Here is a 24,517-nt window from a genome sequence, read left to right on the forward strand (position 1 = left end):
GATTATTTCGTAATATCAATAAAGCCTTCTCCGAATACATCCCTAACATCATGAATCGTAATAAATGCATCCTTATCTGTTGCTCGGACGATTTTCTTCAAGGTTGATACTTCCTGCTTACTAATAACAATGTACAGTACTTGCTTCCGATCCTTCGTGTAATAACCATGTCCTTCGAGCACCGTCACTCCACGATCCATGACGACATTCACTTGCTCCGCGATCCGATCATGCTCCTCGGAGATAATCGTAACCGCCTTCTTCGGATTCAATCCTTCGATAATGAAGTCCATCACCTTCGTCCCTACATACAGCATCGCGATAGTTAGCATCAAGCCTTGCGGACCAATGATGAAGAACGACGCGAATGCCACGATGAGGTCGAAGAACAACAATGCGTAACTTACATTCCAATCCAAATACTTGTTCATAATACGTGCCAAAATCGTCGAGCCTGCTGTTGTGCCCCCAACTCGGATGATGAGACCGATCCCGACACCTGCGAAAATACCGCCAAAAATCGCATTGATCATGAGCTCATTGGATGCAATCCTCCAGCTCTCCGTCAAATGCAGGAATAATGAGTTGAACACAACTGCAATGATGGTATAGATCGTCGTATTCTTATCCAAGAATTTGTAGCCAACGACAAGCAATACCGCATTTAAGATCAAGTTCATCAACCCTGGTGACCATTCAAACAGATAGTAGAGAATAATGGTAACCCCTGTTACCCCGCCCTCACCGAAATCATTGGGGATGACAAACAAGTTAACTGCTAATGCAAAAATGAAAGCGCCTGCGATAATGATAGCAATATCCGTAATTCTTTTTTTCATGAAAGCCCGTCCTTTATGTATGAAAATCATCTGTCCGAATTATCTCATCAAACTAAAGCAGTGAAAATTGATTCATGAATATACGGGTGTTCCCCTAGTATGGATATACATGCAGCCGGTACATTAAGTATTCCGCTCTTATGACACGACAATACAAAAACAACTGAGCGTTCCCACTCAGTTGTTCTTGCATCATTCCTAGCAATCCTTATCATCTTATGCAAAGATATCGGATTGTTTGACACGATCGTTCAGCATTGTAAAGTCTTTGTCTTGCAAAGGCTCTACCTTGCCCTTTTGATACCCGCTTCCCTTCGTGGAGAAGAAGTCATGTGTACTTGTTTCGGTACGGATACCGTTCAAGACAACGGGGTTAACATCTTCTTCTGGGAAGTATGGCTCAAAGCCCAAGTTCATGAGCGCTTTGTTGCCGTTGTAACGAATGTACTTCTTAACTTCATGTGTAAGTCCAATTGCATCATATAGCTGCTCAGTGTATTCAAGCTCGTTCTCGTACAATTCAAGCATCAGCTTGTTCACGAATTGGGACAACTCACGCTGCACGTCCGCACTTTGCTTATTGTAAATTTCCTGTGCAAGCAAGCCTACGAACACGCCATGGACGCTCTCGTCGCGGATGATCAGCTTAATGATCTCGCCGCTTGCTACCATCTTGCCTTGTCCAGCCAAGTACAGTGGATAGAAGAAGCCGGAATAGAACAGGAAGCTCTCCAAGAATACCGATGCCACCATCGCTTTGTACAAGCTGATTGGATCGTTGTCTTGAATGCCTTTATATAGGCCGTCAATGATTGCTGTCTTCTTCTGTAGGTGCTTATTGTCTTTTACCCAATCGAATGTCTCATCAATCATTGCTGTGCTAGCAACCGTCGTAAAGATGGTGCTGTAGCTCTTCGCATGAATTTCTTCCATTGCCGCTTGGAAGATCAGAATTGCCTTCTTCTGCTTCCCATCTACATGCTGCGCAATAACTGGCATTCCCACGTTCCCTTGTTCTGTATCCAGCAAGGTCAAGCCGCCAAGCACATGCATATAGGCAAGTTTCTCATCATCGGACATTTTCGTCCAAGACTTCAAGTCTTTCGAGATTGGAATCTCCGTATCAAGCCAGAATTGGGACGTATTTTGCGTCCACAGCATTTCCATATAATCCGATTCAGGTCTGTTCCAGTTAACAGCTTCAAAGTTTCTCATCTACGAATCTCCTTCTAGAGGTAATTCAAAAAGACCGCTTTTTTATCACGAAGTAATATACACAGTGCTCGGTGCTGAAAACCATCCTTTTTGAACTCTCATTTAATGCAGGTTGCGCTCAATTAGACAACGCAGCTTACACACTCATCGATTGTTTTCTTCTTCGTACGTGTATAGTAGAGCGTCTTAAGCCCCTTCTTCTGTGCGTAAATATAATATTTTGCAAGATCACGAGTCGTCAGATCATCCTTAACAAACAGTACCGTTGAGATCGCTTGGTCAATATGAACTTGAACATCCGCAACCAAGTCAATCAGGTTGAACATATCCATGTCATATGCTTCTTTGTAATAGAAGTAGTTCTCATCGTTAATGTAAGGCATTGGATAAATCGTCTTGGAATCTCCGTACTCACGCTCCTCGATGCGCTGAGTAATCGGTGCGATCGAAGCTGTAGACGACTGCAAGTACGAGATAGAGCCTGTAGGTGCGATTGCCAGACGGTATGCATGGTACAAGCCATGCTCCATCACTTGCTCCTTCAAGCGAGCCCAGTCTTCCAATGTAGGCATCGTGTGACCTTCGAACAATTCCTTCACGCGATCAGTCTTCGGAGTGAAGTCCGTGTTCAAGTATCTATCGAAATATGCGCCGCTCGCATATTCACTCTTGTCAAAGTCCGTGAACGTCACGCCGCGCTCTTTCGCAATCAGCATGGAACGTTCCAAGGAATAGAAGTTCAGCATCATGAAGAACGCACGCACGAAGTCTCTTGCTTCCATGGACTCATATGCAATCTTGTTCTTCGCCAAGTAACCGTGCAAGTTCATTGCACCAAGGCCTACCGAATGAAGCTCACGGTTCGCCTTCGCTACGGATGGAACGATGCTGATATTGCTGCGGTCAGATACTTCTGTCAGTGCGTCCATAGAACGATGAACCGTATCACGCATCCGCTTATTCTTCATGACATTAACAATGTTAAGTGAACCCAAGTTACAGGAAATATCGCGGTTAATCTCATCCTCAATGCCGTAATCGTTAATCGTGGACACTTCACTAAGCTGTGCGATCTCACTGCACAGGTTGGAGAATTTAACCTTACCGATTTCTTTCAGGGCATGGTATTCATTCGTATTGTCTACAAACATGATATATGGGTAACCAGATTCCATCTGAATCTGTGCAATTTTCAAAACTAGGTCGCGAGCGACAATTTTCTTTTTGCGTACTTTCGGATTGTCTACGAGCTCATCATACATTTCGGAGAGATCCATATCATCCAAATGCTTGCCATATGCTTGGAATACCGTGTGCGGATAGAACAAGTACATGTCTTTATCCTGCTCAACAAGCTCGAAAAACTTGTTCGGAGCAACAACGCCGAGCGACAAAGTCTTAATGCGGATTTTCTCATCACTGTTGATTTTCTTCGTATCCAGGAATTCATGGATGTCAGCATGGAATACGTTCAAGTATACAACGCCGCTTCCGTCACGCTGTCCCAGTTGGTTCGCGTAAGAGAAAGCATCCTCGAACAATTTCATAACTGGCAGTACGCCACTTGCTTTACCGTCTAGCCCTTTGATCTGCTCGCCTGCACCGCGAATCTTGCTCAAGTTCAAGCTCACACCGCCGCCAATTTTACTTAACTGAAGTGCGGAGTTGATCGCAAATCCGATCGAGTTCATGGAATCGTTGACTTCGAGCAGGAAGCAGCTGACGAGCTCTCCTCTGCGCTTCTTCCCTGCATTCAGGAAGGTTGGCGTTGCTGGCTGATACTCTTGTGCAATCAACAGATCTGCATATTCGAATGCTTTGTTCATATCTCCGCTCGCTAAGAACAAGGATACAACCGCCAGTCTGTCTTCATAACGTTCCAAGAACTTCGTATCATCATTCGTCTTCATCGCGTAGTTATTGTAGAACTTGAACGCGCTCATGAAGGATGGGAAGCGGAATTTCTTCGAGTACAGGAACTCGTACAATTTCTTAATATCTTTAAATTCATATTGGTCGAAAATCTCTTTCTCATAGTAATCATTTTCGATCAAATAATGAATCTTCTCTTCAAGGTTATGGAAAAACACTGTATTTTGATTGACATAATCGACGAAATAGCTCTTTGCTGCCTCGTGATCCTTGCCAAATTGAAATTTACCGTCCTTCTGAACCATGATTTCATTGTTAAGCTGTATCCATTTTGGTATCAAAGTCATGGACCTCCCGAATAAAGTTGTCTACATCTCGTTTTGTCCCGCTGAGTTCAAACTTCATCAGTACGGGGACGGAGTATTCTCTGGAAATATGGTCAGCTGCAAGCCCATACCGAGTGCCCCAGTTCATGTTGCCGCTGGCCGCGACACCTTGGAGCAAATGACTGTGTTCTTCCAGAAACTCTTGCGTGGACTGTGGAACTTGTCCGAACCCGGTCGTGTACGTAATCAGGATAAAGGGTTCATTAAGCTTGGTGTCAGGCGTGACACGAACACACTCCAAATCCAATTTATCGACGAATCGTTTCACGTTACCCGTCTTCGAATCGTAAGCGATAAGCACGTGATCCCTCCGTTGTTCGACTAGTTTGCAAATGGAACGAACAAAAAATGCTCATTCAAAAACAAGGATCAAAACGATCGACACGTTGCGTACCATTATCGTGTATGCTGTCGCTTTAATCTCTCAATCTCTGAATAGGCATGTCTTAGAATCCGGCGCGTGGCGTCGCTCGATCCCAATTGCTGTCACAATATATAGTGTATGTATCGCACCCAACCAACTATATATAGTTCGCTATAGAATCATATACAATTTTAAGAGAAATGGCAAGGTCCATTTTATGACGCTTTCTCTATCAAATTTCTTGTCGACTATTGGCACAAAACATTACTATCGTACCACACCTCAGACGAATATTGGAGATCATTTATTTTGGAATTGTAGAGAAATACATGATAAAAAAATTCGATTATTCCCCTTCTCCGCGACAGGATGGCGATCTCCCCAATCCCAACTCTTTTTAATTAATCCAGACATAGGAGTCAAATCAGCACATTTTTTGATTACCACATACACAATCCAAACATCCGATATGAACAAGCATACGATAATTGGAAGTGATTACTAGAAGTGATTCATGTCAATTCATTTTGAATAGACGGAGGGAAACATCCGATGAGCAAATCTAAAGCGCTACGAACATCGAGATCATCTGATGTGGTAAATCAGGTGTATTCAAACCGGGTACTGCGATCTGAGTTTGATCGGAATTGGAGAACGGAAATATCAAGAAGTGGTTATGTCATTTACATTGCAACTGCAAACCGGGCTCAAGTTGAGGTAATACTGTCAGGCGGGATAAACAAGCGATTGGTGTTTCCGAGAGGCGGAAGAGTGATAGTCGGTGGTGGCGGAACATCGCATTATAGCAAACCACATCGCACGATCACGATCTAATGATGATTTGTTAGCTAGACCCGATACGAATACAGAAATAGCGGCAGTACAAGACACCGGAATCGTGTCTAACTGCCGCTGATTTGTGAAATGTCACGGAATTTGTAGCTTACGATTTATCCGCTGCTTCCAAAAAAGATAGAATGTGCGGTGCCATTTCTTGAGGGTGCGTCAATGGGAGCATGTGGTCTGCACCCTCTATTTCGACGAAAGCAATTCGTGGTATCCGCTTGAACTCCTCCGCGATCATGCGCATATCGTCCCACTCCACTGTCCCGTACATAAACAAGGTAGGAACCGCGATTTCCTCCAACTGTTCGATCGCAGGTGGCTGAGGCCATATCACCTCAAAGCTGCGCCACTCTGTGAAGACACGCGTAAAGTATTGGGTGTGCATATCAATAAAGATATCACGCTGACCGCTAGCCATCACCGTACGATAAATAGGCCCCTGCAATGAAAACTGTATCATCTTGCTCACATCCGGAGCGAGTGAATTCAATTGCTGAATCCAGCCCCGATACGTCTCTGAGAAGATGAAACCTGTCAAGGATGGAGCAACAGCGATCAGTCGAGCGACTCTATCTGGAGAGGATAATGTAAAGTTAGTAGCCAATTCTCCGCCTATAGAATGCCCAACTAGGGTCACCTGTTCCAGCTTCAGGTCGTCCAGCAGTTGACGTAAATCTTCGACAAGGTTGAGCGGTACTTGCGGTGCGGGCGATCGTCCCGTACCACGAGCATCAAAGGTAACGACCTCGTGAGTTCTTGCGAGAAGTGGTACTAGCTCCCCCCATGCCCTTGAATCGACGCCTCCGCTGTGAATCAGCACAATCGGCTCTCCTGTTCCATAAATCGAGTAGCTCAGATCCATTCATGCTCCCTCCCATGTGGCTTTCTATTGATTGTTTCACCTCATATATTAGATATGGATCAATATTCAGATCAATGATTTTTTAGTTTTTTCCTTGCCTTATCTTTCACAGAAGCACTGCGATTCCATCCTATTCGATCATCGCCAATAACTAGATGGAGAACCGACCTGATATGGTTCTTTTCCTAACTCAATGGAATTTCCCCGACAACACTTACTCATTTCCCGGGCTCACACTCTCATTTCCCGGGCAACCGCGCGGTTTCGAGCCATTGTGACAGTGAGGTTCAACATAATTACAGAAAAACAGAGTCTGCTCCATGCCGAACATCACTCCTTTTTGTCTCTTCAAGCAGCAATGTGCATAACCATGCAAAGGATGATCCGCTACGGAAATAAGAAATATCATTTTTGCGCTGCCAACCTATTCCCCATCTCATTCATATTAATTGTACATCCATCACCTATAGAGAACATAAAAAAGACCGACCATGAGGCCGATCTGCATCATTTAACTTCCTATATACTTCACTTCATTTAATATCCATTCTGTTGAAATACAGAACGCTTGCCACTAAGCCGAATAGCGAAGTGATACCAACCGCGATAAACGAGTATAGCGGTGGATAATCCGCTACATAACTTTGGGTTACAATTACATGTGCAGCTGACCAAGGGAACAGCGCCTTGTAATCGGAACTGATCACGGTAACATTCCCTAACGTGATCACCGCTGTGAACATGATGGTCGGCACATAATTTTTGAATAAGAAGGTTACCCAAATCGTCGGTGTGGACAACAGGAACATAAGGACAGCACCTAGTACATAGTCACCCAATGAAGACACCAGTACCGCGGCACTTACCCCGTCTGATTTGATAAAAAATCCGAATCCCAATGTAAGCACCCAGGCTACCATCGTCAATAAAAGTATCCATATGAACAGCATGAGCATTTTGCTCGCGATTAGAGCACCTTTTGAAACCGGGATTGTAAGCAGGTTCTTGAGCGTATCCTCCACAAATTCTCGATTGAATAAATATGCAGTAATAACTCCGTACAACAGCACTCCAAGCAGCAGCATCACATTCAGATTCGTGTTATAAAAGGAAATTTCGAATGGGATTACTTCCTCTGGATCACGCTTCATCTGACTCAAATAGGCAATGAACATCATAATCGGTGCGGCAGACGCCCCAATTATACTCACGAGAAACATCTTCGATCGTTTCAGCTTCAATAATTCGGTATAGAGCAAATTAACCAATCGTACCACCGCCAATCCGCTTTACGAAATAATCTTCAAGCGTGTCCTCGTGGAGCGTCATTTTGTACACATCAATGTCGTTCTGAACGAACATCTTATTCAGCTTGTTCTGTTCTCCAATCCGTGAATATACACGTATCAATCCGTCACCATGGATTTCATAATCATGGACGCCCGCTTGCGACTCAAGCAGCATCGCTGCCTTATTGTCATTGGACACACGGAACTCGATATATCTGCGATTTCGTTTATGCAGCTCTCCAATTGAAATTTCCTCAAGCAGCTTCCCCTCATGGATAATTCCAAGCTGGTCGGCAAGCTGTTCAACCTCAGATAAAATATGACTGGATATAAGCACAGTAATGTTTCGTTCTACCGCTAATGACTTAATGAGCTTGCGCATCTCCTTAATGCCAATCGGATCAAGACCATTCGTTGGCTCATCAAGAATAAGCAGCTCTGGATGATGCAGGATCGCTCTGGCAATACCGAGACGCTGCTTCATCCCCATCGAATATTGACCTACCAGCTTCTTCGTCTCTTCCTGCAGCCCCACCGTTTCTAGTGCTTCCTCCAACGCATTTCGTTTGTATACGCCCATCAGCTTCGCATTAATGAGCAAATTTTCATATGCCGTTAAATTCTCATAGAATCCGGGATGCTCCACCATCGAGCCGATTCTGGATAGGATTTCTCTAGGCTTAGCGTTTAATCGCTGCCCGAATAGTTCTATCTCTCCTTCTGTTGGCTTGATTAATCCGAGCAGCATGCGGATAGTCGTTGTTTTGCCAGCGCCATTGCGACCGAGAAAGCCGTATATTTCGCCCTGCTTCACATGCATGTTCAGATCATGAACAGCAATCTGTTCCCCATACTGCTTCGTGAGCCGGGTCGTACGTATGATCGTGCTCATGCAGCACCTCCTGAGTAAGTAAGTCTACTATTATCGTAAGGGGATGATTTTAAATGCTGCTTAATGAGTTCTTAACTATCTCTTAATTGGTGGCAATGTCGTTCGAATTGGAATATTGACGATAAAGGCAGTTCGGACATGCGGCTCGCTCAATACGGAGATGTGGCCGCCAAACTTATCGACAAACGCCTTCGTAATTGCTAGTCCTAGCCCGCTACCGCCATGCAGCAAACTCCGTGATCGTTCGGAGCGGTAAGTGCGCTCGAATATCTTCGATAACTCGTCCGCTGGAATGCCCGGCCCTCTATCCCATATCGTTATGGCAATGCTCGACTCATTCCGCTCTAGCTCCACCCCTAACATCTGACCTTCCTTGCCGTACTGTATCGCGTTTTTGATTAGGTTGTTCAAAATTCGTATGTACCCATAGCGATCCATTGCAACCATGCAGGACTCCTCAGGAATCTGAACCGCTAGATCCATACCGTTCTTCTTCAGCTCCGGCAGAAATGAAATCAACGCTTCCCTCAGCAGCTCTGCAGCATCTAACGACTCCCATCTCATCTCGACTTCATCGGCATCCAGCTTCGCCATCTGGAAGATATGATCAATCAATTCCTTAAGCGCTTGCGCCTTCGCTGAAATAATTGCAACACACTCATCCCTCTCTTGCTCTGAAGAGATATGTTCATCCTGCAATGCATCGACATAACCGATAATCGAAGTAAGCGGTGTCCGTATATCGTGCGAGATATTAGCGAGAAGCCTCTTGCGGGCAGCATCGGATCGAATTGCATTCACTTGAAGCTTCTCCATCTGCTCGATTAATTCATTAATCGAAAAGAGCATCTCATCATACGCCTCAGATTCATTCGCCAGCAGTCTCGTATTGACATTGCCGCGAACAGCACGCTTCACGGCGGCAGCATGGCTCCTAACCTCCGCTATAAACCGAACACGTCTGTAGAGCAGCAGCGCAGCAACGGTGAACAGTACAGCAAACAGCCCCCACCTGTATATACCTAGAGGCTGTATTGTCATACTATCGATGACGAACCATATAGTTAATCCCATTAATAAAACAACAAGCATTAGACTGTTTTTGTCATGCCTCATCTCGTTCACCTGCAAACTTATAGCCAATCCCCCATACCGTCTGAATTAGCTTCGGATCAGAGGGGTCTGTTTCAATTTTCAACCGAAGCTTACGGATATGAACCATAACTGTATTATCGTCCTCAATATATTCTGATCCCCACACCTGTCTAAAAATTTGCGTCTTCGTAAATACCTGCTCAGGATGAGAAGCGAACAATCTCAACAACTCAAATTCCTTGGCGGTCAGACTTATTTCTTGCCCCTCGCGGATAACCATATATTTCCTAGTATCAATTATTAATCCCTTAAATCGCATGGTTGCAGAACTTTCTTCTGCAAGACTGCTGGCTTCACTGCCTAAGATCATGAATCTTCTCAGCAATGCCTTGCTCCTTGCAACCAGTTCATGTATGCTGAAGGGCTTCGTCATATAATCATCAGCCCCGATACTCAGACCTACAATCTTGTCCATCTCTTCGTCCTTCGCCGTCAGCATCAAAATGGGCACATTGCTTCTCTCCCGAATACGACGGCACACCTCTACTCCATCTATGTAAGGCATCATTAAGTCGAGAATGACAAGATTATATTTATGCTGCTCGAACAATCGCAGCGCTTCTTCACCGTGAGCTGCTGTATCTACCGTGTATAATTCCCGCTCTAAGTACTTCTTCAATAAATCTCGAATCTCTCGCTCGTCGTCGGCGACAAGCACGCGAATAGGCTGCATCGTTCCATTCTCCCCTTATATCTATCGTAGATTCCCCATATCTGATTCGCATTCTACATACTTGCAAATGTAAGTGTAACGAATCCAGCAGCCAATTGCACGTGTTTGCCAATTTCAATACGCTCGTGTCCCTTCATCGGGATGCAAATGGATAAACTAGTGCCCTAGCTGTTCTCCAAGCATTGCTGTGAGAGTTCTCACGAACGCATCAATGTATGAACCGTAATTTCAGGCTTGCTTAGGAAACGGACAGGCAGTTCTGTCGTCCCGATGCCTCGATTGACATAGAGTTTCATTGGCTTGTTCAGGGTAGTTGTTCCCTCGATTTTATACATCCCCTCAACATACTTCTTCGCTAATGGCGGCGTGTATATCGTGCCGTACCACGGCAATTGAACTTGGCCCCCGTGACTGTGTCCAGATAATTGCAAGTCGATCGGATAATCAATGGCTTGATCGGCAACATCCGGCTCATGCACGACGAGCAAATTGAAGTTGTCAGGTTCTAAGTCTTTCAGCGTTCCATGTATATTGGGCGTACCTAACAGGAAATCATCAAGCCCGCTAATGGTGATATATTCATCATGATTCGGGAGATGGATTTGCTTCGTATCGTTAACGAGCACAGTAAAGCCAGCTTTCTCCATATAAGACTGATAAACTCGGCTTCCGCCCCCACCTCGATCATGATTGCCGAATACGGCATACTTGCCTAATGTTGCTTGCAGCTGTCCTAGTATTCGCTGGGAACGGTCTCTCCGATTTCCATACGCATTGAAATTGTCAACCATATCTCCCGTAAACACAATAATATCTGGATGTTCTTGATTAATCCGATCAACAAGTTCAAGCAGCTGAACATCATTGAAATGATCCCCCAAATGAACATCAGAAAAATGTACAATCTTCATCCCATGAAAGCTTGGAGGGATATACCGATTTAGTATCATCTGCCTCGTCACACTTAAGCTGTTCGGTTCCATCTTCATGCCATAAAATAATGCTCCTGCAAGCAGAAACAATACAATCAGAGTCACACGAATCGAATGCTTGCTCCATTTCTTGTCCTTCATGATCTCACCTCAACCCAATCATAGGAGACCAATGTTACGCCAATATGACAAAATGAAAACAGACATCAAGAAGCCTATCTGCGTGAACATGAGCATCTAGATAGCAAGAGCATGGAAGTTATTGCCTACATACAAAAAACTGCCTTTCAGCAGTAAATTGAAAATACCACTTGAAAGGCAGTCTTACATCTGCTCCCCCTGCTTGCATAGAGGAAGCGCAATATGAAATTCGATATCTCCAGTATGCAGTCGCACGCCATAAGCCGCCTTGTGCTTCTGCAGGATCCCCTTCACAATAGCCAGACCAAGCCCTGTACCACTAAGCTGCTTGTTCCGCGAGCTCTCAGCAACGAAGAACGGCTCCCACAATTGCTTCAGCTGCTCTTCAGTCATGGAGAACGTACATCCATTCCGAATGAACAGCACTAATGCATCATCCTTGTTCGTAAGATCAATCTGAATTTTCCGATTCGTCGTGTATTTCATTGCGTTCGATACGAGATTGTTCAGCACCATTTCAAGCTTGACCCTATCAGCCTGGACGCAAAAGCTTTCCGCATTCTGATCATTCAAGGTCAACTCAATCGAATGCTGCTGCAGAGGTAGCTCATATTTCGCAATGACTTGCTCAAGAAGATTAACGACATGAACATTCTCAATGTTCAGCTCTTCCGTCTGCAAGCGAGACCATTCCAACAGCTTCGTAACGAGCTCGGACATATCATCCGTTTGCGACTGTATGACATCCATGTAGGTGCCGTCATCCAGACCATCCTTCACCCCTGCGGAATATGCCTTGATCACGGCAAGCGGTGTCTTCAGTTCATGTGAGATGTCACGAATAAGGACACGCAAGTTCCGGTTCTTCTCCTCCAGCTCCAGATGCGCTTGCTTCAACTTATCACTCATCGTATTAATGCTGTGCGCAAGCTCCTCAATCTCATCTCCTGTTCGGATGTCCACTGTCCGGTATCGTCGTTCGGCGATATCCTCCGCCATATTCTTAAGCTGCTCAATAGGCTTCACCGTTCGCCTGGAAAACCAAGCAGCGAGCAGAAGGGCTAGTGAGAGCGCACCTACCGCAATAATCAAATTGAACTGATTGACGATACGTATCGTCTCGCCTGAATTAGCCACCGATTCGCCTACAGCGAGAATCATTCCTTCTTTCATGACAAACGTAACGAAAACGCTCGACTTCAACTTCTCCTGCTGATACGACTTCGTAACTATCCCGCCGCGCATTAGCTGTGCAAGGCTCTCTTCCGTGAGCCAGAATTTGCTCATCGCAATCCGCTCCCGCGTAAATTGTTCGCGCAGTGTCCAGTTTAAGCGGTCAATGTCATGGTCGTAGGGGGTATGAACGATTGTGAAGTGGTAATCATCCGCCACCCGCTGAACTTCTTCAAGGAGCTGCTTCGACTCTATGCTGCGCAACCTCTCCACCGCTTCCGTCAACGCAGCACGCTTCTGATGGACAAAATAATTTGGCATAAAGAACGTATTCACACAATACGAGAGTCCGAACACTACGACAAGAATAAGTGCAATTTGCACAAACAGCTTGCGACTAAGCTTATTCATGGCTATTCGGATGCTCGAAGCTGTAACCCATACCACGGTGCGTCCGTATCCACTCCTCGCCGATCTTCTCCCGCAAGCGGCGTATATGCGTATCTACCGTACGTTCCTCGCCGAAGTAATCATAGCCCCATACATGATCAAGCAGCGCTTTGCGCGTTAAGACCTGCCCCTTATTCAGAATAAAAAACTTCATCAATTGAAATTCCTTCTTCGTAACCCGCAGATCAATTCCACGCTTGCAAATCTTCTGTCCTTCCATATCTACCTGGATATCCCCAAATAGATATTGTGCCTGCATCTTCAGCAGCTTCTTCGCCCTCGCCAGCAAAACCCGAGGATCGAACGGCTTCCGCATATACTCATCCGCTCCAGAATCAAGAGCTGTCAGCTCATCTTCATGCTCTCCCTTGGCCGTTAGCATGAGCACCTTTAACTTCGAATTCGATTTGATTTCTCGACACAACTCAATCCCGCTCATCTGCGGCATCATCCAATCGAGCACTGCCAAGTCCAGCGGCTGGTTGTAATAGATCTCAAGCGCTTGATGCCCGTTCTCTGCCGTAAAAGTTCGAAAGCCCTCTTTATCAAAATAAGCCGCTAAAATTTTCAACATATGCGGCTCATCGTCTGCAATAAGTACATTCATTTACTTTGTATCTCCTTATTCTTACCCTTGTCTGTCTTGCATTGAGTGCAGTCTATATTATTGCATTTTTAATTGAATAAGGAAAATCCCACTGCTATACTGGAAGCAACAATAATTGGGAGGCGTTAAGATGAAGTGCGTAACATCAATTGGGGCAGGTAATAATCGGGGATAACGCATAACACCCCTGTAAACTGCGCAATTCCCCTTTAGCAAGAGAAAGGGGATTCCTATTCGTGGAACAAATGAACAATGACAACCGCATCGAGGCGGCAGAACAAGAACAACCCGTATATGCCTTTCCCAATGTGAAGAAATCGATCGCGTGGTTAAGCTTTTTAGCATTTTTCAGTGTGTTGAATGAGACTGTGTTCAACGTATCCTTGCCCGACATCGCACACGATTTCAGTATCACTCCGGCCATTGCGAATTGGATCAACACATGCTTCATGATTACCTTCGCGCTCGGTTCCATCATTTATGGCACCCTGTCATCCCAATACGGCATTAAGAAGCCGCTGCTCATCGGTGTGCTCATCTATGGTAGTGGCTCGTTGCTCGGTTTCTTCGCCCATGACTACTTGTCGGCTGTATTGGCAGCCAGATTGATACAAGGTGCCGGGGCTTCGGCTGTGCCCGGACTCATCATGGTTATGGTCACTCGCTACGTTGGAGAACAGCATCGAGGCAAGGCGTTTGGCATGATTGGCTCTATGGTAGCGCTTGGTGAAGGGATTGGCCCAGCTGTAGGCGGTGTACTGGCAGATTATGTGCATTGGTCCTACCTGTTTGTCATTCCGGTAATGACAATAGTCAGTCTCCCCTTCTTCTTGACCGCACTGCCGCAGGAGCCTTCTCGCAATGGGAGAACAGATATCATCGGCATTGCCTTCTTGTCAGCAGGCATTATTCTATTTACCTTGTTTACTACGACATATGTCTGGTTCTATCTGGTCTGCAGTATGATTCTCGTTCTTGGGTTTGCTTTGCATATCCGCCGTATTCGCGAACCGTTTATTGCTCCGTCCCTGTTCGCTAATCGCCCATATGTACTTGGCACGCTTGCTGGTTCCATTTTGCTAGGAACGGTAGCTGGATTTATTTCCATGGTTCCTTACTTCATGCGGGATGTACATCAACTTTCGACCGCTGTTATCGGCAGCGCGATCATTTTCCCAGGGTCACTCAGCGTTATTCTGTTCGGCATACTCGGTGGAACTCTCGTTGATAAGAGAGGAACTTCATTTGTATTTGTCGCTGGAATAGGTCTTGTCACATTCAGTTTCGTCACGCTCCTTGCGTGGGGGAATGATTCTCCATGGCTGATGACGTTCGCCCTCGTGCTCGTGTTCGGAGGGTTGTCATTCATCAAGACAGTTATATCTGCATCCGTTGCAGAATCGCTAGCACCTGACCAAGCAGGAGAAGGAATGAGCATGCTCAGCTTTGCATGCTTTATGGCTGAAGGCATCGGCATCGCTGTAGTCGGCGGTCTGCTTACACATAGTTGGCTGTTGACTTCACTGACACCTACCGTTGCCAAGGAAGCTTCATTTGCCTTATACAGTGGCCTGATTATTCTGCTCATAGCAGTTCTTGCATGCGGAGGGATCGTATACAGCTTGTCATTGAGACGACATTCTACAACTTCACACGATTAACAATTCATGAGGATCAGGACTTCTTCCTGATCCTCATTTTGTTCTATTCTCTCTTCAAATCTCCTAACACGCTCCTTATCTCCTTATTCCTCTCTTCGATGTTGTCTAGCGAACGATTACAATCATTGGCTTCTATCCCTATCCTATTTTTATGTTTTTTGTAAACATTTCGTTGTCAACCTATCATGAATATTGTATGATATGAGCAATTGCATAGTCATACAAATTCGGGGGCTTGAGGAATCAGGCTGAGATTGTAGATGAGTATACCGCTACTGACCGTTAATCTGATCTGGATAATGCCAGCGTAGAGAATCTGTATTTGTCGTGTGATCATGCTCTGCTGTGATCTAGGACTCTTCTACCGTCTGGTTGCCAGACGGTTTTTTTGTATGCTAGCTATACAACAAAGGAGAGGGTTATGTTGCCAGAACAACAGAGAAGCAACAAATTAAAGTTTACGGATATTCTCATTACCGTGATGATCGGGGTCGTATTTGGTGTGATCTTCAAAATGTGGGAGAGCGTCTACAGTCTCGCAAAGCCGTTGTTCCCACAAGCAGGACAATTAACATATGGCATGTGGTTTATGGCTGGCCCATTCGCGTACCTAGTCATTCGCAAGCCCGGCGTCTGCTTCCTTGCAAGTCTTGCTGCCGCTAATTTATCGGCTATTCTTGGCTCTGCTTGGGGACTAGAGACGATTGTGTATGGCTGTGTACAAGGTCTGGCGGCAGAATTGGCATTCGCCTTGACTGGATACCGCAAGCACAGCATCGTCATCGCAGGCATCGCTGGCATTCTGTCCGCAGTCGGCTCATTCATTATCGATCTCGGTTACGGATATGCAGATTACGAGACATGGGTGCTCGTCTTGAAGTACGGACTTCGTGTCATTAGTGCGTTCATCTTCGCTGGCGTATTTGCCGGCTTGCTCGTTCGTGCATTGGAAGTGACAGGGGTAACCAAATCCATACGTCCTGTGTCCAAAGAAGATTACGCGGTACTTAATCAATAGCACGCATAATATGAATAGATAGAATTTGTGCGTACGCCACAAATTCGGAATAAGGTGGTTACACATGCAACAGGAATCTCATGCGAATTCGTCTGCATTTGTTGACCGCTTGCGCCTAACATTTCCAGGAGAGGATTCCTTGCTGTTCAAGGACCTCTCCTTCCACATTTCTACCGGTGAGAAGGTACTGCTCCTCGGGCCAAGCGGTTGCGGCAAATCAACATTGCTGCATGTATTAAGCGGAATTATGCCCCACTCTATCGAAGTGCCGATGAAATACGATCAGATTAAGCTTCCTTCAAGCTGGGGCTTCGTATTCCAAGATCCGGACAGCCAGTTCTGCATGCCATATGTAGATGAAGAGCTCGCCTTTGTACTGGAAAATCTCTCGATCCCCTATGATCAAATGCCAGCATGCATGACAGGCATACTTGAAAGAGTGGGATTGCAGTTCAACAATCTGCATACAGAAATCCATACGCTATCCCAAGGAATGAAGCAGCGGCTCGCGCTTGCGTCCGTCCTGCTGCTAGAACCAGAGGTGTTGTTCCTCGATGAGCCTACAGCGCTTCTTGATCCAGAAGGAACGAAGCAAGTCTGGGACACCGTGAAACAAGCTGCCGATTCCTCCACCATTCTAATCGTGGAGCACAAAATCGAGCATGTTATCGACATTATCAATCGTGTGGTGCTATTCGACAGCACTGGACAAATCATTGCGGACGACGAGCCGAAAAATGTATTTCTACATCATAAAGATAAGCTCATTGAATATGGTATTTGGTATCCCGGTGTATGGCAGGACTACAGTTATTCAGAAGCCTACCAAGCCATAACGCAGCAACGAACGGCGAACGGATATCAACAGCCTCATTGCAAGCAGGACGGCGGGCTCACCTACACGCGTCTGCAAGCCGTGCAGCCACTGCTCTCTTTGCGTGATTTTAGCGGATACTATGAAGAAATTCGTCGCATATCCGTCCCGAGCGTAGATATTTATCCGGGGGAATGGATTACGATTATCGGAGAGAACGGCGCTGGCAAGAGCACACTATTGTTGTCTCTTATGCAAATTCTGCGTACTACAGGCATGTATCTTATTGAGGGTCAAGAGCTGCCAGCACAGGCTCGCAAGCGATGGTTCCCACGATTCAGAAATACGGGAAAGCAGCCTCCAGCCGAACTCGCCTTCGTATTTCAGAATCCTGAGATGCAGTTTCTAACGGATTCGATCTATGATGAGCTTGCTTATGAACCTAGGCAGAACAACTGGGATGAATCGGACATTGCACATAGAGTGGAACAAGTCATGGAATCATTCGATCTGAATATCGGACGGGATCGGCATCCGTATCATTTGTCACTTGGTCAGAAACGCAGATTAAGTGTCGCCACAGCGATGATGCGTAAGCGTCCAATCCTGCTCCTGGATGAGCCAACCTTCGGGCAAGACGCTAAAAATACATTTGCTGTATTGGAAAAGTTGAACCGGCTTCGGACAGAAGGAACCGCCATAGTCATGGTGACACATGACATGAATATCGTGGATCGTTTTGCAGATCGGATATGGCATGTTGACAAAGGCCAACTGATCGAAGTAGAAGCTTCCCCACGTGGACAGACAATGCGGGAGGTGCAGATGAAATGAAGCTGCTCGCTCCCAAATCTGAAACATGGCTTCATCAGGTTAACCCTGCGCTCAAGCTTCTCGTCTTTCTCGCCTTGCTCATTATTGCGCTGCTAACCCGAGAGCTTGATTTTGCATGTTATCAGCTAATCTTCTACACACTGCTGTTGTTTCTATGCAGCGGCCACTCTACGAAGAAGCTGCTGTTCGTGACAACACCGTTCCTTCTCCTGTTCGTCTCGACAGCATCCACGATGATCTTGTTCGGCAAGGGGGAGCATGAATGGTGGTCATGGGGAATAATCCGCATCACCGAGGAGAGCTTCTACCGCGGACTTGTCATCGGAGTGAAAACACTCTGCTTCGGCATGCTTGGCATCACATTCGCCTTCACGACGAAGCCAATATTGTTATTCTATGCGCTGATGCAGCAATTCCGGCTTCCGCCGCAATATGCGTATAGCTTCATCGCCTCCTTGCGGCTGCTCCCTGCGATCTGGGAGGATTACCGAGTTCGCACGCATGCCCTGCAAATCCGCGGCGTTCAATACAGCAAGGGATTAAAAGGGATATATGAGCGTCTACGCATGTACGCCCTGCCACTGCTCGCACAGAGCATTCGCCGTGCGCAGCGAGTCGCTGTCGCAATGGAGGCGAAGCGGTTCCAGATGGGCCAATCACGTACCTACTATTATATTACACGCTGCCATCGGCGCGATGTATGGTTCACTCTGCTTATGGCTGGATTAATTACGCTCGCCTATATGGCCGCACTGCACTTCCCGTTCACCGGCCCGACCGTCTAATTGGCTTCAGATACAATCTGATAGGTAATTTAATTTTTATCATCAAAGAAACTCTCCCAGATCTAATAAGGAGAGTTTCTTCTCTTTCTTCTCTTTCTTCTCTTTCTTCTCTAGCAGGGAGATAAGATTCTCCAATAGTCTTGTTGAACGCTGTCCAAGCTGGCTGATCGCAATCCTTCAGAGTGTTGCATATTCATTATCTACCTTCGATTTACGGTATATGACCACGTCTCATCTTCTATCACTTCACCGATTGACCGATGATTGATGTTCTAGTTCTTCGTCTCGGCTGAATGGTTGCCAAGCATACACCTGCCAGCACGAAGACAAGACCCACAGCAATCGACCACGTCATGCTGTCGCCGTACAGCCATACGGACAATAGTGAGGTTACGATTGGCGTCAAGTTCAAGTATATGCTCGCCTTGCTCGCACCGATTTGCTGCACGCCAAGGTTGAAAATAATATAACCAATAAGTGTACCGCATACGACCATATACGCCATCTCCGTCCAACCTTGCAGAGACATATCGGGAACTTTACCCCAACCCCCTTCAAATAGCGAACTGACTCCCAGAAACAGAGAACCTAACAAGGTCATTACTGTAGTCGTGAACAAGGGAGAGACATCATGCACTACCTTTTTCCCAACAAGACTATATATGACCCCGCACATTAATGCTGCCAGAAACAATAAATCTCCTTCGTTGAAGGACAAGCTAGCTAATCGGTGCCATGAGCCCTTCGTAATTACGATAACCACACCGATGAAGGACAGCACAAGGCTAATCCCAAACTTGCCGCTCCATCGTTCCTTGAAGAATAACATCGCACCAAGCGATACGAACAGCGGCATCGTCGCAATGATGAGTGAACCGTTAATTGCAGACGTATAATGCAGCGCCATAAAGAACAACGCATTGTATCCGAAAATTCCCGTAAGCGATACAATGAGAAGCCCCTTCCAATTATCCCTCCATGCACGGATATTCCACTCTGATCGCATCGTGAGCAGCACCGCTAAGATCATCCCTGCCAATGCAAATCGAATCGTTGCGGCTACGAGTGGAGGAATCTCGGTAATGACATGAGCTGCTGTAGAAAATGATCCACCCCAAAATAACGGCACGAGCAGCATAAGCACATAAATGCTTCGGTTAGACTTTTGATTACTCATGATAATTGTTCACCCTTTAATTAGATAATATGTTTAAACATTTAAACATATTTAGCAAAAAAAATAAGCACTTCTTGCACAGAAACACTTTACCCATTGGATCTTACATCTTGATCCTATATAATAGGATTAGGAAATTGAAACTGTGTTCCACAGAATGGAACAACAAAGGAGGTTACTCATGTCCCACATCTTTCTTGGTCTTGACCATATCCAGTTAGCCGCCCCCGTCGAATGTGAATCCGTAGCACGGAAATTCTATCACGAATTATTGGGCTGGGCAGAGATTCCGAAGCCCGAAGCTCTTCAGCAGCGTGGAGGTGTATGGTTCCAATGCGGAAATCACCAAGTCCATATCGGCGTGCAGCAAGACTTCATTCCTGCGACAAAAGCTCATCCCGCCTTCGTTATTACCAATCTTGAATCCTTACAGTCCCATCTCCTGCAGCATCATATTGAAGTGACCGACGACTCCGCCCGGATAGAAGAAGATGTAATTCGCTTCTATGTAAACGATCCATTTGGAAATCGACTTGAATTCATGGAGTACCTGTAACACGATACGCATTCTTCTATCCGAACCAATATGCCTTCATTGGTTATACTCCCGCTTCAATGGACAGCATCAACTCTTTAATCGTCGTCATAAATCCCCCTGCACGCAAGGAATACAGCTTCTCATTCGCCTGCTTGTCGAACGTGATGAGCCCGGCTTGTCTTAAGATTTTCAGATGGTGCGAGACAGCCGGTCTCGATATCTCCATATGTTCGGTGATTTGGTTCACATTCAGAGCGCTATGTTCAAGCAGGAGTATAATGATCTGCTGCCGATTCGTGTCTCCAAGCGCTTGAAAGATGGGTGTCGCCTGCTGGAACTTCTCCAGCACCTGCTCTTTGTTACTGCTGCAATCATATTGTCCGTGCTCAGTCGCGATGATTCTCACCTCGTATGTTTATATGTTTAAACATTACATATTATGATGTGAAAATACCCATTTTGTCAATAGAGTAAATCTCCATCGCACGAACCAATAGATTAATCATTTCCATTGCCATTCTCACGCTGCAGGAAATCATCAAGTTCACCCGCAAGCGCCGCAAGTTTCGTCATGGTATTCCAATTCCGTGTCGTTACATTCGATCCTAACTTTTGAAAATTATTTGCCAGCTTCGAATCTAGGACACTCTGGCGATACAAACAATATATCTCACGGCCTTGTATCTGGAATTCATCAACTTCTTGCATACCCTTAGACAATATACTGGCGGTGTCAGGCGAAGGCTCGTCCTTGCACATTGTAATCTGAATACCCTCTCCTTCCTTCAGCACAGCTGCATCATACGGACATTCAGCTACAATAGCCTTCATTTCCTGGGTCGTCCGCAGCATGACGTTCGGCTTGAAGCCAAATGCATTCCCTATTTCCTCCTGAATTCGTGCTTCTAGCCATTCCCTTGCTTCTGATGAAGCAAATACAACATTGCCGCTCTGCAGCAGCGTTCGTACATGGGTAAGTCCCATATTTCCAAGAAGAAGCTTCAAATCTGCCATTTTTATCTTGTTTTTGCCACCTACGTTAACTCCACGCAGTAACCCGACATACATTTGCATCGGTCCGACCACATCCCTCAGTATCTTCTTCATTTCCATAACTACTTCACACAAAACTTCAAACCACTACTTCAAATAAATGCCGAGCGGTAAATTGGATTCCCCTGCCGTCATCAATTTGCATTGAAAGGTACGAACACCAACAGGAGCCACAACCTTCGCAATCAAGCATACATTCGTGTTGTCCATCATGAGCGGTACACCGATTACTTTTCCATCAACGAATATAGCCCCTGCGAATGCTCCCCCTCGAGGATTTACATAAATGCGAACAACCGCTTCTTCCTCCGTATCATTATGCAGCGGAATATCCACCAAGTAAATAGCACCGAATTGACCGGTATTATCAACCGCACCTTCCCGTAATTCGCTTGCACTTGCGGCAAACAAAAAGTCAGAAGCCATTTCTCCAGTCATCTTCTTTCGGGCACATACACGGTATACACGCTCTGTCCCTATAACATAGGCAGGCATACTAGCATGAACCTCGGCATAAGGCCAGCTTCCTCTAGGATGAGTGCCGTACGGAGTCAACGGATCTGAATGAATGAGTCTTATATCGGCAGTGACGTCCCGACTTGCGACTGTACGGATCGCATACTCCATCTCCCCTGCCCCTGAATCCCGTTCTATCGTGAACTCATAGATGAACCCTGCAAAATAGTTGGTATCCAGCCTTACCGACTCAATCATTGCTGTGCTAGTCACATCTGCGTGTTGGTCTACGGAAGTATAATGATCCAGCGTTCCGCTTAAACAAGACTTTGCAAGACATTGTCCTACTTGAATCATCTGATCTGACACTGGCTGAATATGGATATCCCTGCGGATATGCTGAATGGCTATCCGGGTAGATGTAGACAGGTTTTGTACAGTCACCCCCAGCTGCAGCGGCTGTCCTGTTTCATTGCGATGCCATCCGAATAGGCGATGCGTGACAGATTCCTCATCGGAGCACACGATATCATGCCATAAGGTACACGCTGTCCCCGGGAATGAGGACTCATTTAATATCTCAGGATTATCGCTAACCAGTAAGCGGCGTTGATCACTGGCGAACGCACTTTCTACATCAACAAATACAGAAGTAGGTACATTTATTATATCAACGGTCAAATCTTCTTGTTGACAAGCCATTATGTATATCCCCCTCATCTATAGCAGCTTCAGCAACCCTATATCCTATGTAGATGGATGATCACTTAGCCTTTTGCTGCAAAGAACGTACTCTATGTATCCGTAGTCAGGACTTATATTCGAATAATATCAAAGAGGGTGGGACAAACTCCAATTACAAAGGAGCGTGCATCCGTGGACATCATAGCTCGTACTATATTTGCTTTCATCTCTTTGCTTGCATTTAGCCGATTGCTAGGCAAAAAACAAATGAGCCACATTACTTTATTCAACTACATCACTGGAATCACATTCGGTTCTATCGCTGCGGATATCGCAATTGAGACTCATATTTCCATTGTTGACGGAATCATAAGCTTAACAGTATGGAGCCTGCTGACAATAGGGATCGGTAAGCTGTCCTTAAAGTTCCCACGTATTCGCGTACTCTTAGACGGTGAACCTACCATTGTCATTAAAAAAGGAAAGATTCTCGAAAAAGCAATGGCGTCCATGCATCTCAATATGGACGATATTAGCATGCTGCTTCGCGAAAAGGATGTCTTCTCCATTCAAGATGTTGATTATGCAATTCTGGAACCGCATGGACGAATGAGTGTGCTCAAAAAAGCCGAAAAAGAGTCCCCTACGAAAGAGGACCTGAAAGTGTGCGTGCAGCCTACATTGTATATGCCTACCGAGATTATCGTTGATGGCTCCATCGTCTATAAAAATCTCCTTGACCTTAACCTGACGAAGGAATGGTTAAGCCAAGCGCTGCGTAAAGCAGGATGCTCTCCCGAGCAAATCGAGGAAATCTTCTATGCGGAGATACAACGTGACGGCACGCTGTATATAGACAAAAGAGTAGACAACATGAAATGATAACACACTACTTCAAGTGAACCGGGATTTGCACATAATGCTCCACCTGTGGAGGTGACTCATAATAAGCTTCCAGCAGCGCATTCCATTGTTCATATTGCACGGTATGACGAAAACCAACCGCATGCTCTTTCAAAGAGTGCCACTGCACAATCACCATGTATCGATCGGCTGCCTCTACACATTTATGCAATTCATGTGTGATATACCCTCTTGCAGCTTCCAATATCGAAGATGCATGACGGAAGGCGCTTTCGAAATCATTGCGCATACCAGCCTTAATGGATAATGTTGCAACTTCTCGAATCATTTCAGCGCCTCCTTCCCTAGCATATCCTATCTTGTTAAATCCACGTAATGAAGTATGTTTGCTTCACGGGAACGCCATTGCGTTCCGCCCACTTCAGAAGCTCATCATTTCCACGCTGATCTCCCTTCGTGAAGGAAAAACAACATTTCAACGGAATTATATGCTTCGATTTTAATTGTATACCGATTGCAGGGGAATTGACGCCTTTTATCTTAATGGATTCGATCTCATTTGCATGATACACATTGCCATGCAAGCGAATCGTGTCTGAAGTTGGATGGATTTCGACTGTCCGCTTAACCCATGTCGCGTATGCTCCCGCTATCAATGACATTATGACAATGCCAATAACCGCCATCTGCATGAAGAACAATACAGGAAATGTCCGCTCTGTCATGGCCGCAATTTGCAGCATTCCGGCACTGAATAACAGAGAGCCACCCAATATCGCTTTTGTTCGCGTAGGAACCTTCACCTGATAATTCATTTCATCCGCCCCATTCTGATATGCATGATAGGTTGTATGAAGTTTCTTTGTTGTCATTCCTTATTATACCATTAACGTTAACGGAATTGACACATATTTTTCACATTAAAGACACATTTATG

25 protein-coding genes and 1 riboswitch are annotated in these 24,517 nt (G+C 45.6%); of the genes, 7 read left to right on the forward strand and 18 right to left on the reverse strand.

Translation table 11 applies throughout. The features are described from left to right. Window positions 1-2: 2 nt before the first annotated feature. The 4 genes from BP95_RS0104155 to nrdI form a co-directional block, all read right to left on the reverse strand. Entirely contained in the window at window positions 3-839 is an 837-nt protein-coding gene (locus tag BP95_RS0104155) for a YitT family protein (RefSeq protein ID WP_021260296.1), read from the reverse strand. Window positions 840-1,055: 216 nt separating this feature from the next. Continuing rightward, on the reverse strand, window positions 1,056-2,054 hold the full coding sequence (nrdF, locus tag BP95_RS0104160) for a class 1b ribonucleoside-diphosphate reductase subunit beta (protein WP_028531471.1): 999 nt from the start codon (window positions 2,052-2,054) through the stop codon (window positions 1,056-1,058). Between the two features lie 122 nt (window positions 2,055-2,176). Further along, on the reverse strand, window positions 2,177-4,273 hold the full coding sequence (gene nrdE, locus BP95_RS0104165; protein ID WP_036590950.1) for a class 1b ribonucleoside-diphosphate reductase subunit alpha: 2,097 nt from the start codon (window positions 4,271-4,273) through the stop codon (window positions 2,177-2,179). Then, on the reverse strand, window positions 4,242-4,613 hold the full coding sequence (nrdI, locus tag BP95_RS0104170; protein ID WP_021253639.1) for a class Ib ribonucleoside-diphosphate reductase assembly flavoprotein NrdI: 372 nt from the start codon (window positions 4,611-4,613) through the stop codon (window positions 4,242-4,244). The genes nrdE and nrdI overlap by 32 nt, the downstream gene beginning before the upstream one ends. Before the next feature lie 615 nt (window positions 4,614-5,228). Between nrdI and BP95_RS0104175 the strand changes: the two genes are divergently transcribed. Further along, a complete protein-coding gene (locus BP95_RS0104175; protein ID WP_051613988.1) occupies window positions 5,229-5,510 on the forward strand; it encodes a hypothetical protein in 282 nt (93 codons plus the stop codon). A gap of 109 nt (window positions 5,511-5,619) precedes the next feature. On the opposite strand, the gene BP95_RS0104180 is transcribed toward BP95_RS0104175, so the two are convergent. From BP95_RS0104180 to BP95_RS0104220, 8 genes are all read right to left on the reverse strand, one after another. Beyond that, window positions 5,620-6,384, reverse strand: a complete 765-nt coding sequence (locus tag BP95_RS0104180; RefSeq protein WP_028531473.1) for an alpha/beta fold hydrolase — start codon at window positions 6,382-6,384, stop codon at window positions 5,620-5,622. A gap of 533 nt (window positions 6,385-6,917) precedes the next feature. Next, entirely contained in the window at window positions 6,918-7,652 is a 735-nt protein-coding gene (locus tag BP95_RS0104190; RefSeq protein WP_028531475.1) for an ABC transporter permease, read from the reverse strand. Further along, a complete protein-coding gene (locus BP95_RS0104195) occupies window positions 7,645-8,565 on the reverse strand; it encodes an ABC transporter ATP-binding protein (protein ID WP_021253643.1) in 921 nt (306 codons plus the stop codon). Before BP95_RS0104195 ends, BP95_RS0104190 begins: the two co-directional genes overlap by 8 nt. Window positions 8,566-8,640: 75 nt before the next feature. Continuing rightward, the gene (locus tag BP95_RS0104200; RefSeq protein ID WP_028531476.1) at window positions 8,641-9,681 is read right to left on the reverse strand and encodes a sensor histidine kinase; all 1,041 of its coding nucleotides are present in this window, start codon (window positions 9,679-9,681) and stop codon (window positions 8,641-8,643) included. Further along, window positions 9,671-10,393, reverse strand: coding sequence for a response regulator transcription factor (locus BP95_RS0104205; protein WP_021253645.1), 723 nt, complete (start codon window positions 10,391-10,393; stop codon window positions 9,671-9,673). The genes BP95_RS0104200 and BP95_RS0104205 overlap by 11 nt, the downstream gene beginning before the upstream one ends. A gap of 197 nt (window positions 10,394-10,590) precedes the next feature. Continuing rightward, window positions 10,591-11,466, reverse strand: a complete 876-nt coding sequence (locus tag BP95_RS0104210; RefSeq protein ID WP_021253646.1) for a metallophosphoesterase — start codon at window positions 11,464-11,466, stop codon at window positions 10,591-10,593. Between the two features lie 183 nt (window positions 11,467-11,649). Beyond that, window positions 11,650-13,050 (reverse strand): sensor histidine kinase, encoded by a 1,401-nt coding sequence (locus BP95_RS0104215; RefSeq protein ID WP_028531477.1) that lies wholly within the window; start codon window positions 13,048-13,050, stop codon window positions 11,650-11,652. After that, window positions 13,043-13,696: a response regulator transcription factor gene (locus BP95_RS0104220; protein ID WP_021253648.1), complete on the reverse strand. Its 654-nt coding sequence runs from the start codon at window positions 13,694-13,696 to the stop codon at window positions 13,043-13,045. The genes BP95_RS0104215 and BP95_RS0104220 overlap by 8 nt, the downstream gene beginning before the upstream one ends. 245 nt (window positions 13,697-13,941) lie before the next feature. On the opposite strand from BP95_RS0104220, the gene BP95_RS0104225 reads away from it, so the two are divergent. From BP95_RS0104225 to BP95_RS0104240, 4 genes are all read left to right on the forward strand, one after another. Beyond that, entirely contained in the window at window positions 13,942-15,357 is a 1,416-nt protein-coding gene (locus BP95_RS0104225; protein ID WP_081676895.1) for an MFS transporter, read from the forward strand. Window positions 15,358-15,574: 217 nt separating this feature from the next. Further along, a riboswitch (TPP riboswitch) is annotated at window positions 15,575-15,688 on the forward strand. Window positions 15,689-15,778: 90 nt separating this feature from the next. Continuing rightward, a complete protein-coding gene (locus tag BP95_RS0104230; protein ID WP_021253650.1) occupies window positions 15,779-16,375 on the forward strand; it encodes an ECF transporter S component in 597 nt (198 codons plus the stop codon). A 64-nt stretch (window positions 16,376-16,439) separates the two neighbouring features. After that, on the forward strand, window positions 16,440-18,023 hold the full coding sequence (locus tag BP95_RS0104235) for an ABC transporter ATP-binding protein (RefSeq protein ID WP_028531479.1): 1,584 nt from the start codon (window positions 16,440-16,442) through the stop codon (window positions 18,021-18,023). Beyond that, on the forward strand, window positions 18,020-18,808 hold the full coding sequence (locus BP95_RS0104240) for an energy-coupling factor transporter transmembrane component T family protein (protein WP_021253652.1): 789 nt from the start codon (window positions 18,020-18,022) through the stop codon (window positions 18,806-18,808). Before BP95_RS0104235 ends, BP95_RS0104240 begins: the two co-directional genes overlap by 4 nt. Before the next feature lie 241 nt (window positions 18,809-19,049). On the opposite strand, the gene BP95_RS0104245 is transcribed toward BP95_RS0104240, so the two are convergent. After that, window positions 19,050-19,985: a DMT family transporter gene (locus tag BP95_RS0104245; protein WP_028531480.1), complete on the reverse strand. Its 936-nt coding sequence runs from the start codon at window positions 19,983-19,985 to the stop codon at window positions 19,050-19,052. A gap of 181 nt (window positions 19,986-20,166) precedes the next feature. On the opposite strand from BP95_RS0104245, the gene BP95_RS0104250 reads away from it, so the two are divergent. After that, the gene (locus BP95_RS0104250) at window positions 20,167-20,541 is read left to right on the forward strand and encodes a VOC family protein (RefSeq protein WP_028531481.1); all 375 of its coding nucleotides are present in this window, start codon (window positions 20,167-20,169) and stop codon (window positions 20,539-20,541) included. A 43-nt stretch (window positions 20,542-20,584) separates the two neighbouring features. On the opposite strand, the gene BP95_RS0104255 is transcribed toward BP95_RS0104250, so the two are convergent. The 3 genes from BP95_RS0104255 to BP95_RS0104265 all read right to left on the reverse strand — a co-directional run bounded on the left by BP95_RS0104255 (window position 20,585) and on the right by BP95_RS0104265 (window position 22,734). Next, window positions 20,585-20,929, reverse strand: a complete 345-nt coding sequence (locus BP95_RS0104255) for an ArsR/SmtB family transcription factor (protein WP_021253655.1) — start codon at window positions 20,927-20,929, stop codon at window positions 20,585-20,587. Window positions 20,930-21,021: 92 nt separating this feature from the next. Beyond that, on the reverse strand, window positions 21,022-21,630 hold the full coding sequence (locus tag BP95_RS0104260) for a DUF1697 domain-containing protein (RefSeq protein ID WP_231515037.1): 609 nt from the start codon (window positions 21,628-21,630) through the stop codon (window positions 21,022-21,024). Between the two features lie 33 nt (window positions 21,631-21,663). Then, the gene (locus BP95_RS0104265) at window positions 21,664-22,734 is read right to left on the reverse strand and encodes a hypothetical protein (RefSeq protein WP_021253657.1); all 1,071 of its coding nucleotides are present in this window, start codon (window positions 22,732-22,734) and stop codon (window positions 21,664-21,666) included. A gap of 174 nt (window positions 22,735-22,908) precedes the next feature. Here BP95_RS0104265 and BP95_RS0104270 point away from each other — a divergent pair, with 174 nt between their 5' ends. After that, a complete protein-coding gene (locus BP95_RS0104270) occupies window positions 22,909-23,598 on the forward strand; it encodes a DUF421 domain-containing protein (RefSeq protein ID WP_028531483.1) in 690 nt (229 codons plus the stop codon). A gap of 7 nt (window positions 23,599-23,605) precedes the next feature. Here the strand turns inward: BP95_RS0104270 and BP95_RS0104275 are convergent, their stop codons facing one another. Together BP95_RS0104275 and BP95_RS0104280 are read right to left on the reverse strand one after the other, a co-directional pair. Next, window positions 23,606-23,908, reverse strand: coding sequence for an antibiotic biosynthesis monooxygenase family protein (locus BP95_RS0104275; protein ID WP_021253659.1), 303 nt, complete (start codon window positions 23,906-23,908; stop codon window positions 23,606-23,608). A 34-nt stretch (window positions 23,909-23,942) separates the two neighbouring features. Next, window positions 23,943-24,452 (reverse strand): hypothetical protein, encoded by a 510-nt coding sequence (locus BP95_RS0104280; RefSeq protein ID WP_021253660.1) that lies wholly within the window; start codon window positions 24,450-24,452, stop codon window positions 23,943-23,945. Window positions 24,453-24,517: the final 65 nt, after the last annotated feature.

The sequence above is a fragment of the Paenibacillus sp. UNC217MF genome (assembly GCF_000686865.1).
GTDB lineage: Bacteria > Bacillota > Bacilli > Paenibacillales > Paenibacillaceae > Paenibacillus_B > Paenibacillus_B suaedae.

Bases quoted from the DNA above. Each gene is read 5' to 3' on its own strand.
- BP95_RS0104155 (WP_021260296.1), bottom strand. From the start codon at position 839: ATGAAAAAAAGAATTACGGATATTGCTATCATTATCGCAGGCGCTTTC.
- nrdF (WP_028531471.1), bottom strand. From the start codon at position 2,054: ATGAGAAACTTTGAAGCTGTTAACTGGAACAGACCTGAATCGGATTAT.
- nrdE (WP_036590950.1), bottom strand. From the start codon at position 4,273: ATGACTTTGATACCAAAATGGATACAGCTTAACAATGAAATCATGGTT.
- BP95_RS0104175 (WP_051613988.1), top strand. From the start codon at position 5,229: ATGAGCAAATCTAAAGCGCTACGAACATCGAGATCATCTGATGTGGTA.
- BP95_RS0104180 (WP_028531473.1), bottom strand. From the start codon at position 6,384: ATGGATCTGAGCTACTCGATTTATGGAACAGGAGAGCCGATTGTGCTG.
- BP95_RS0104195 (WP_021253643.1), bottom strand. From the start codon at position 8,565: ATGAGCACGATCATACGTACGACCCGGCTCACGAAGCAGTATGGGGAA.
- BP95_RS0104200 (WP_028531476.1), bottom strand. From the start codon at position 9,681: ATGAGGCATGACAAAAACAGTCTAATGCTTGTTGTTTTATTAATGGGA.
- BP95_RS0104205 (WP_021253645.1), bottom strand. From the start codon at position 10,393: ATGCAGCCTATTCGCGTGCTTGTCGCCGACGACGAGCGAGAGATTCGA.
- BP95_RS0104210 (WP_021253646.1), bottom strand. From the start codon at position 11,466: ATGAAGGACAAGAAATGGAGCAAGCATTCGATTCGTGTGACTCTGATT.
- BP95_RS0104215 (WP_028531477.1), bottom strand. From the start codon at position 13,050: ATGAATAAGCTTAGTCGCAAGCTGTTTGTGCAAATTGCACTTATTCTT.
- BP95_RS0104220 (WP_021253648.1), bottom strand. From the start codon at position 13,696: ATGAATGTACTTATTGCAGACGATGAGCCGCATATGTTGAAAATTTTA.
- BP95_RS0104225 (WP_081676895.1), top strand. From the start codon at position 13,942: ATGAACAATGACAACCGCATCGAGGCGGCAGAACAAGAACAACCCGTA.
- BP95_RS0104230 (WP_021253650.1), top strand. From the start codon at position 15,779: ATGTTGCCAGAACAACAGAGAAGCAACAAATTAAAGTTTACGGATATT.
- BP95_RS0104235 (WP_028531479.1), top strand. From the start codon at position 16,440: ATGCAACAGGAATCTCATGCGAATTCGTCTGCATTTGTTGACCGCTTG.
- BP95_RS0104240 (WP_021253652.1), top strand. From the start codon at position 18,020: ATGAAGCTGCTCGCTCCCAAATCTGAAACATGGCTTCATCAGGTTAAC.
- BP95_RS0104245 (WP_028531480.1), bottom strand. From the start codon at position 19,985: ATGAGTAATCAAAAGTCTAACCGAAGCATTTATGTGCTTATGCTGCTC.
- BP95_RS0104250 (WP_028531481.1), top strand. From the start codon at position 20,167: ATGTCCCACATCTTTCTTGGTCTTGACCATATCCAGTTAGCCGCCCCC.
- BP95_RS0104260 (WP_231515037.1), bottom strand. From the start codon at position 21,630: ATGAAGAAGATACTGAGGGATGTGGTCGGACCGATGCAAATGTATGTC.
- BP95_RS0104265 (WP_021253657.1), bottom strand. From the start codon at position 22,734: ATGGCTTGTCAACAAGAAGATTTGACCGTTGATATAATAAATGTACCT.
- BP95_RS0104275 (WP_021253659.1), bottom strand. From the start codon at position 23,908: ATGATTCGAGAAGTTGCAACATTATCCATTAAGGCTGGTATGCGCAAT.
- BP95_RS0104280 (WP_021253660.1), bottom strand. From the start codon at position 24,452: ATGACAACAAAGAAACTTCATACAACCTATCATGCATATCAGAATGGG.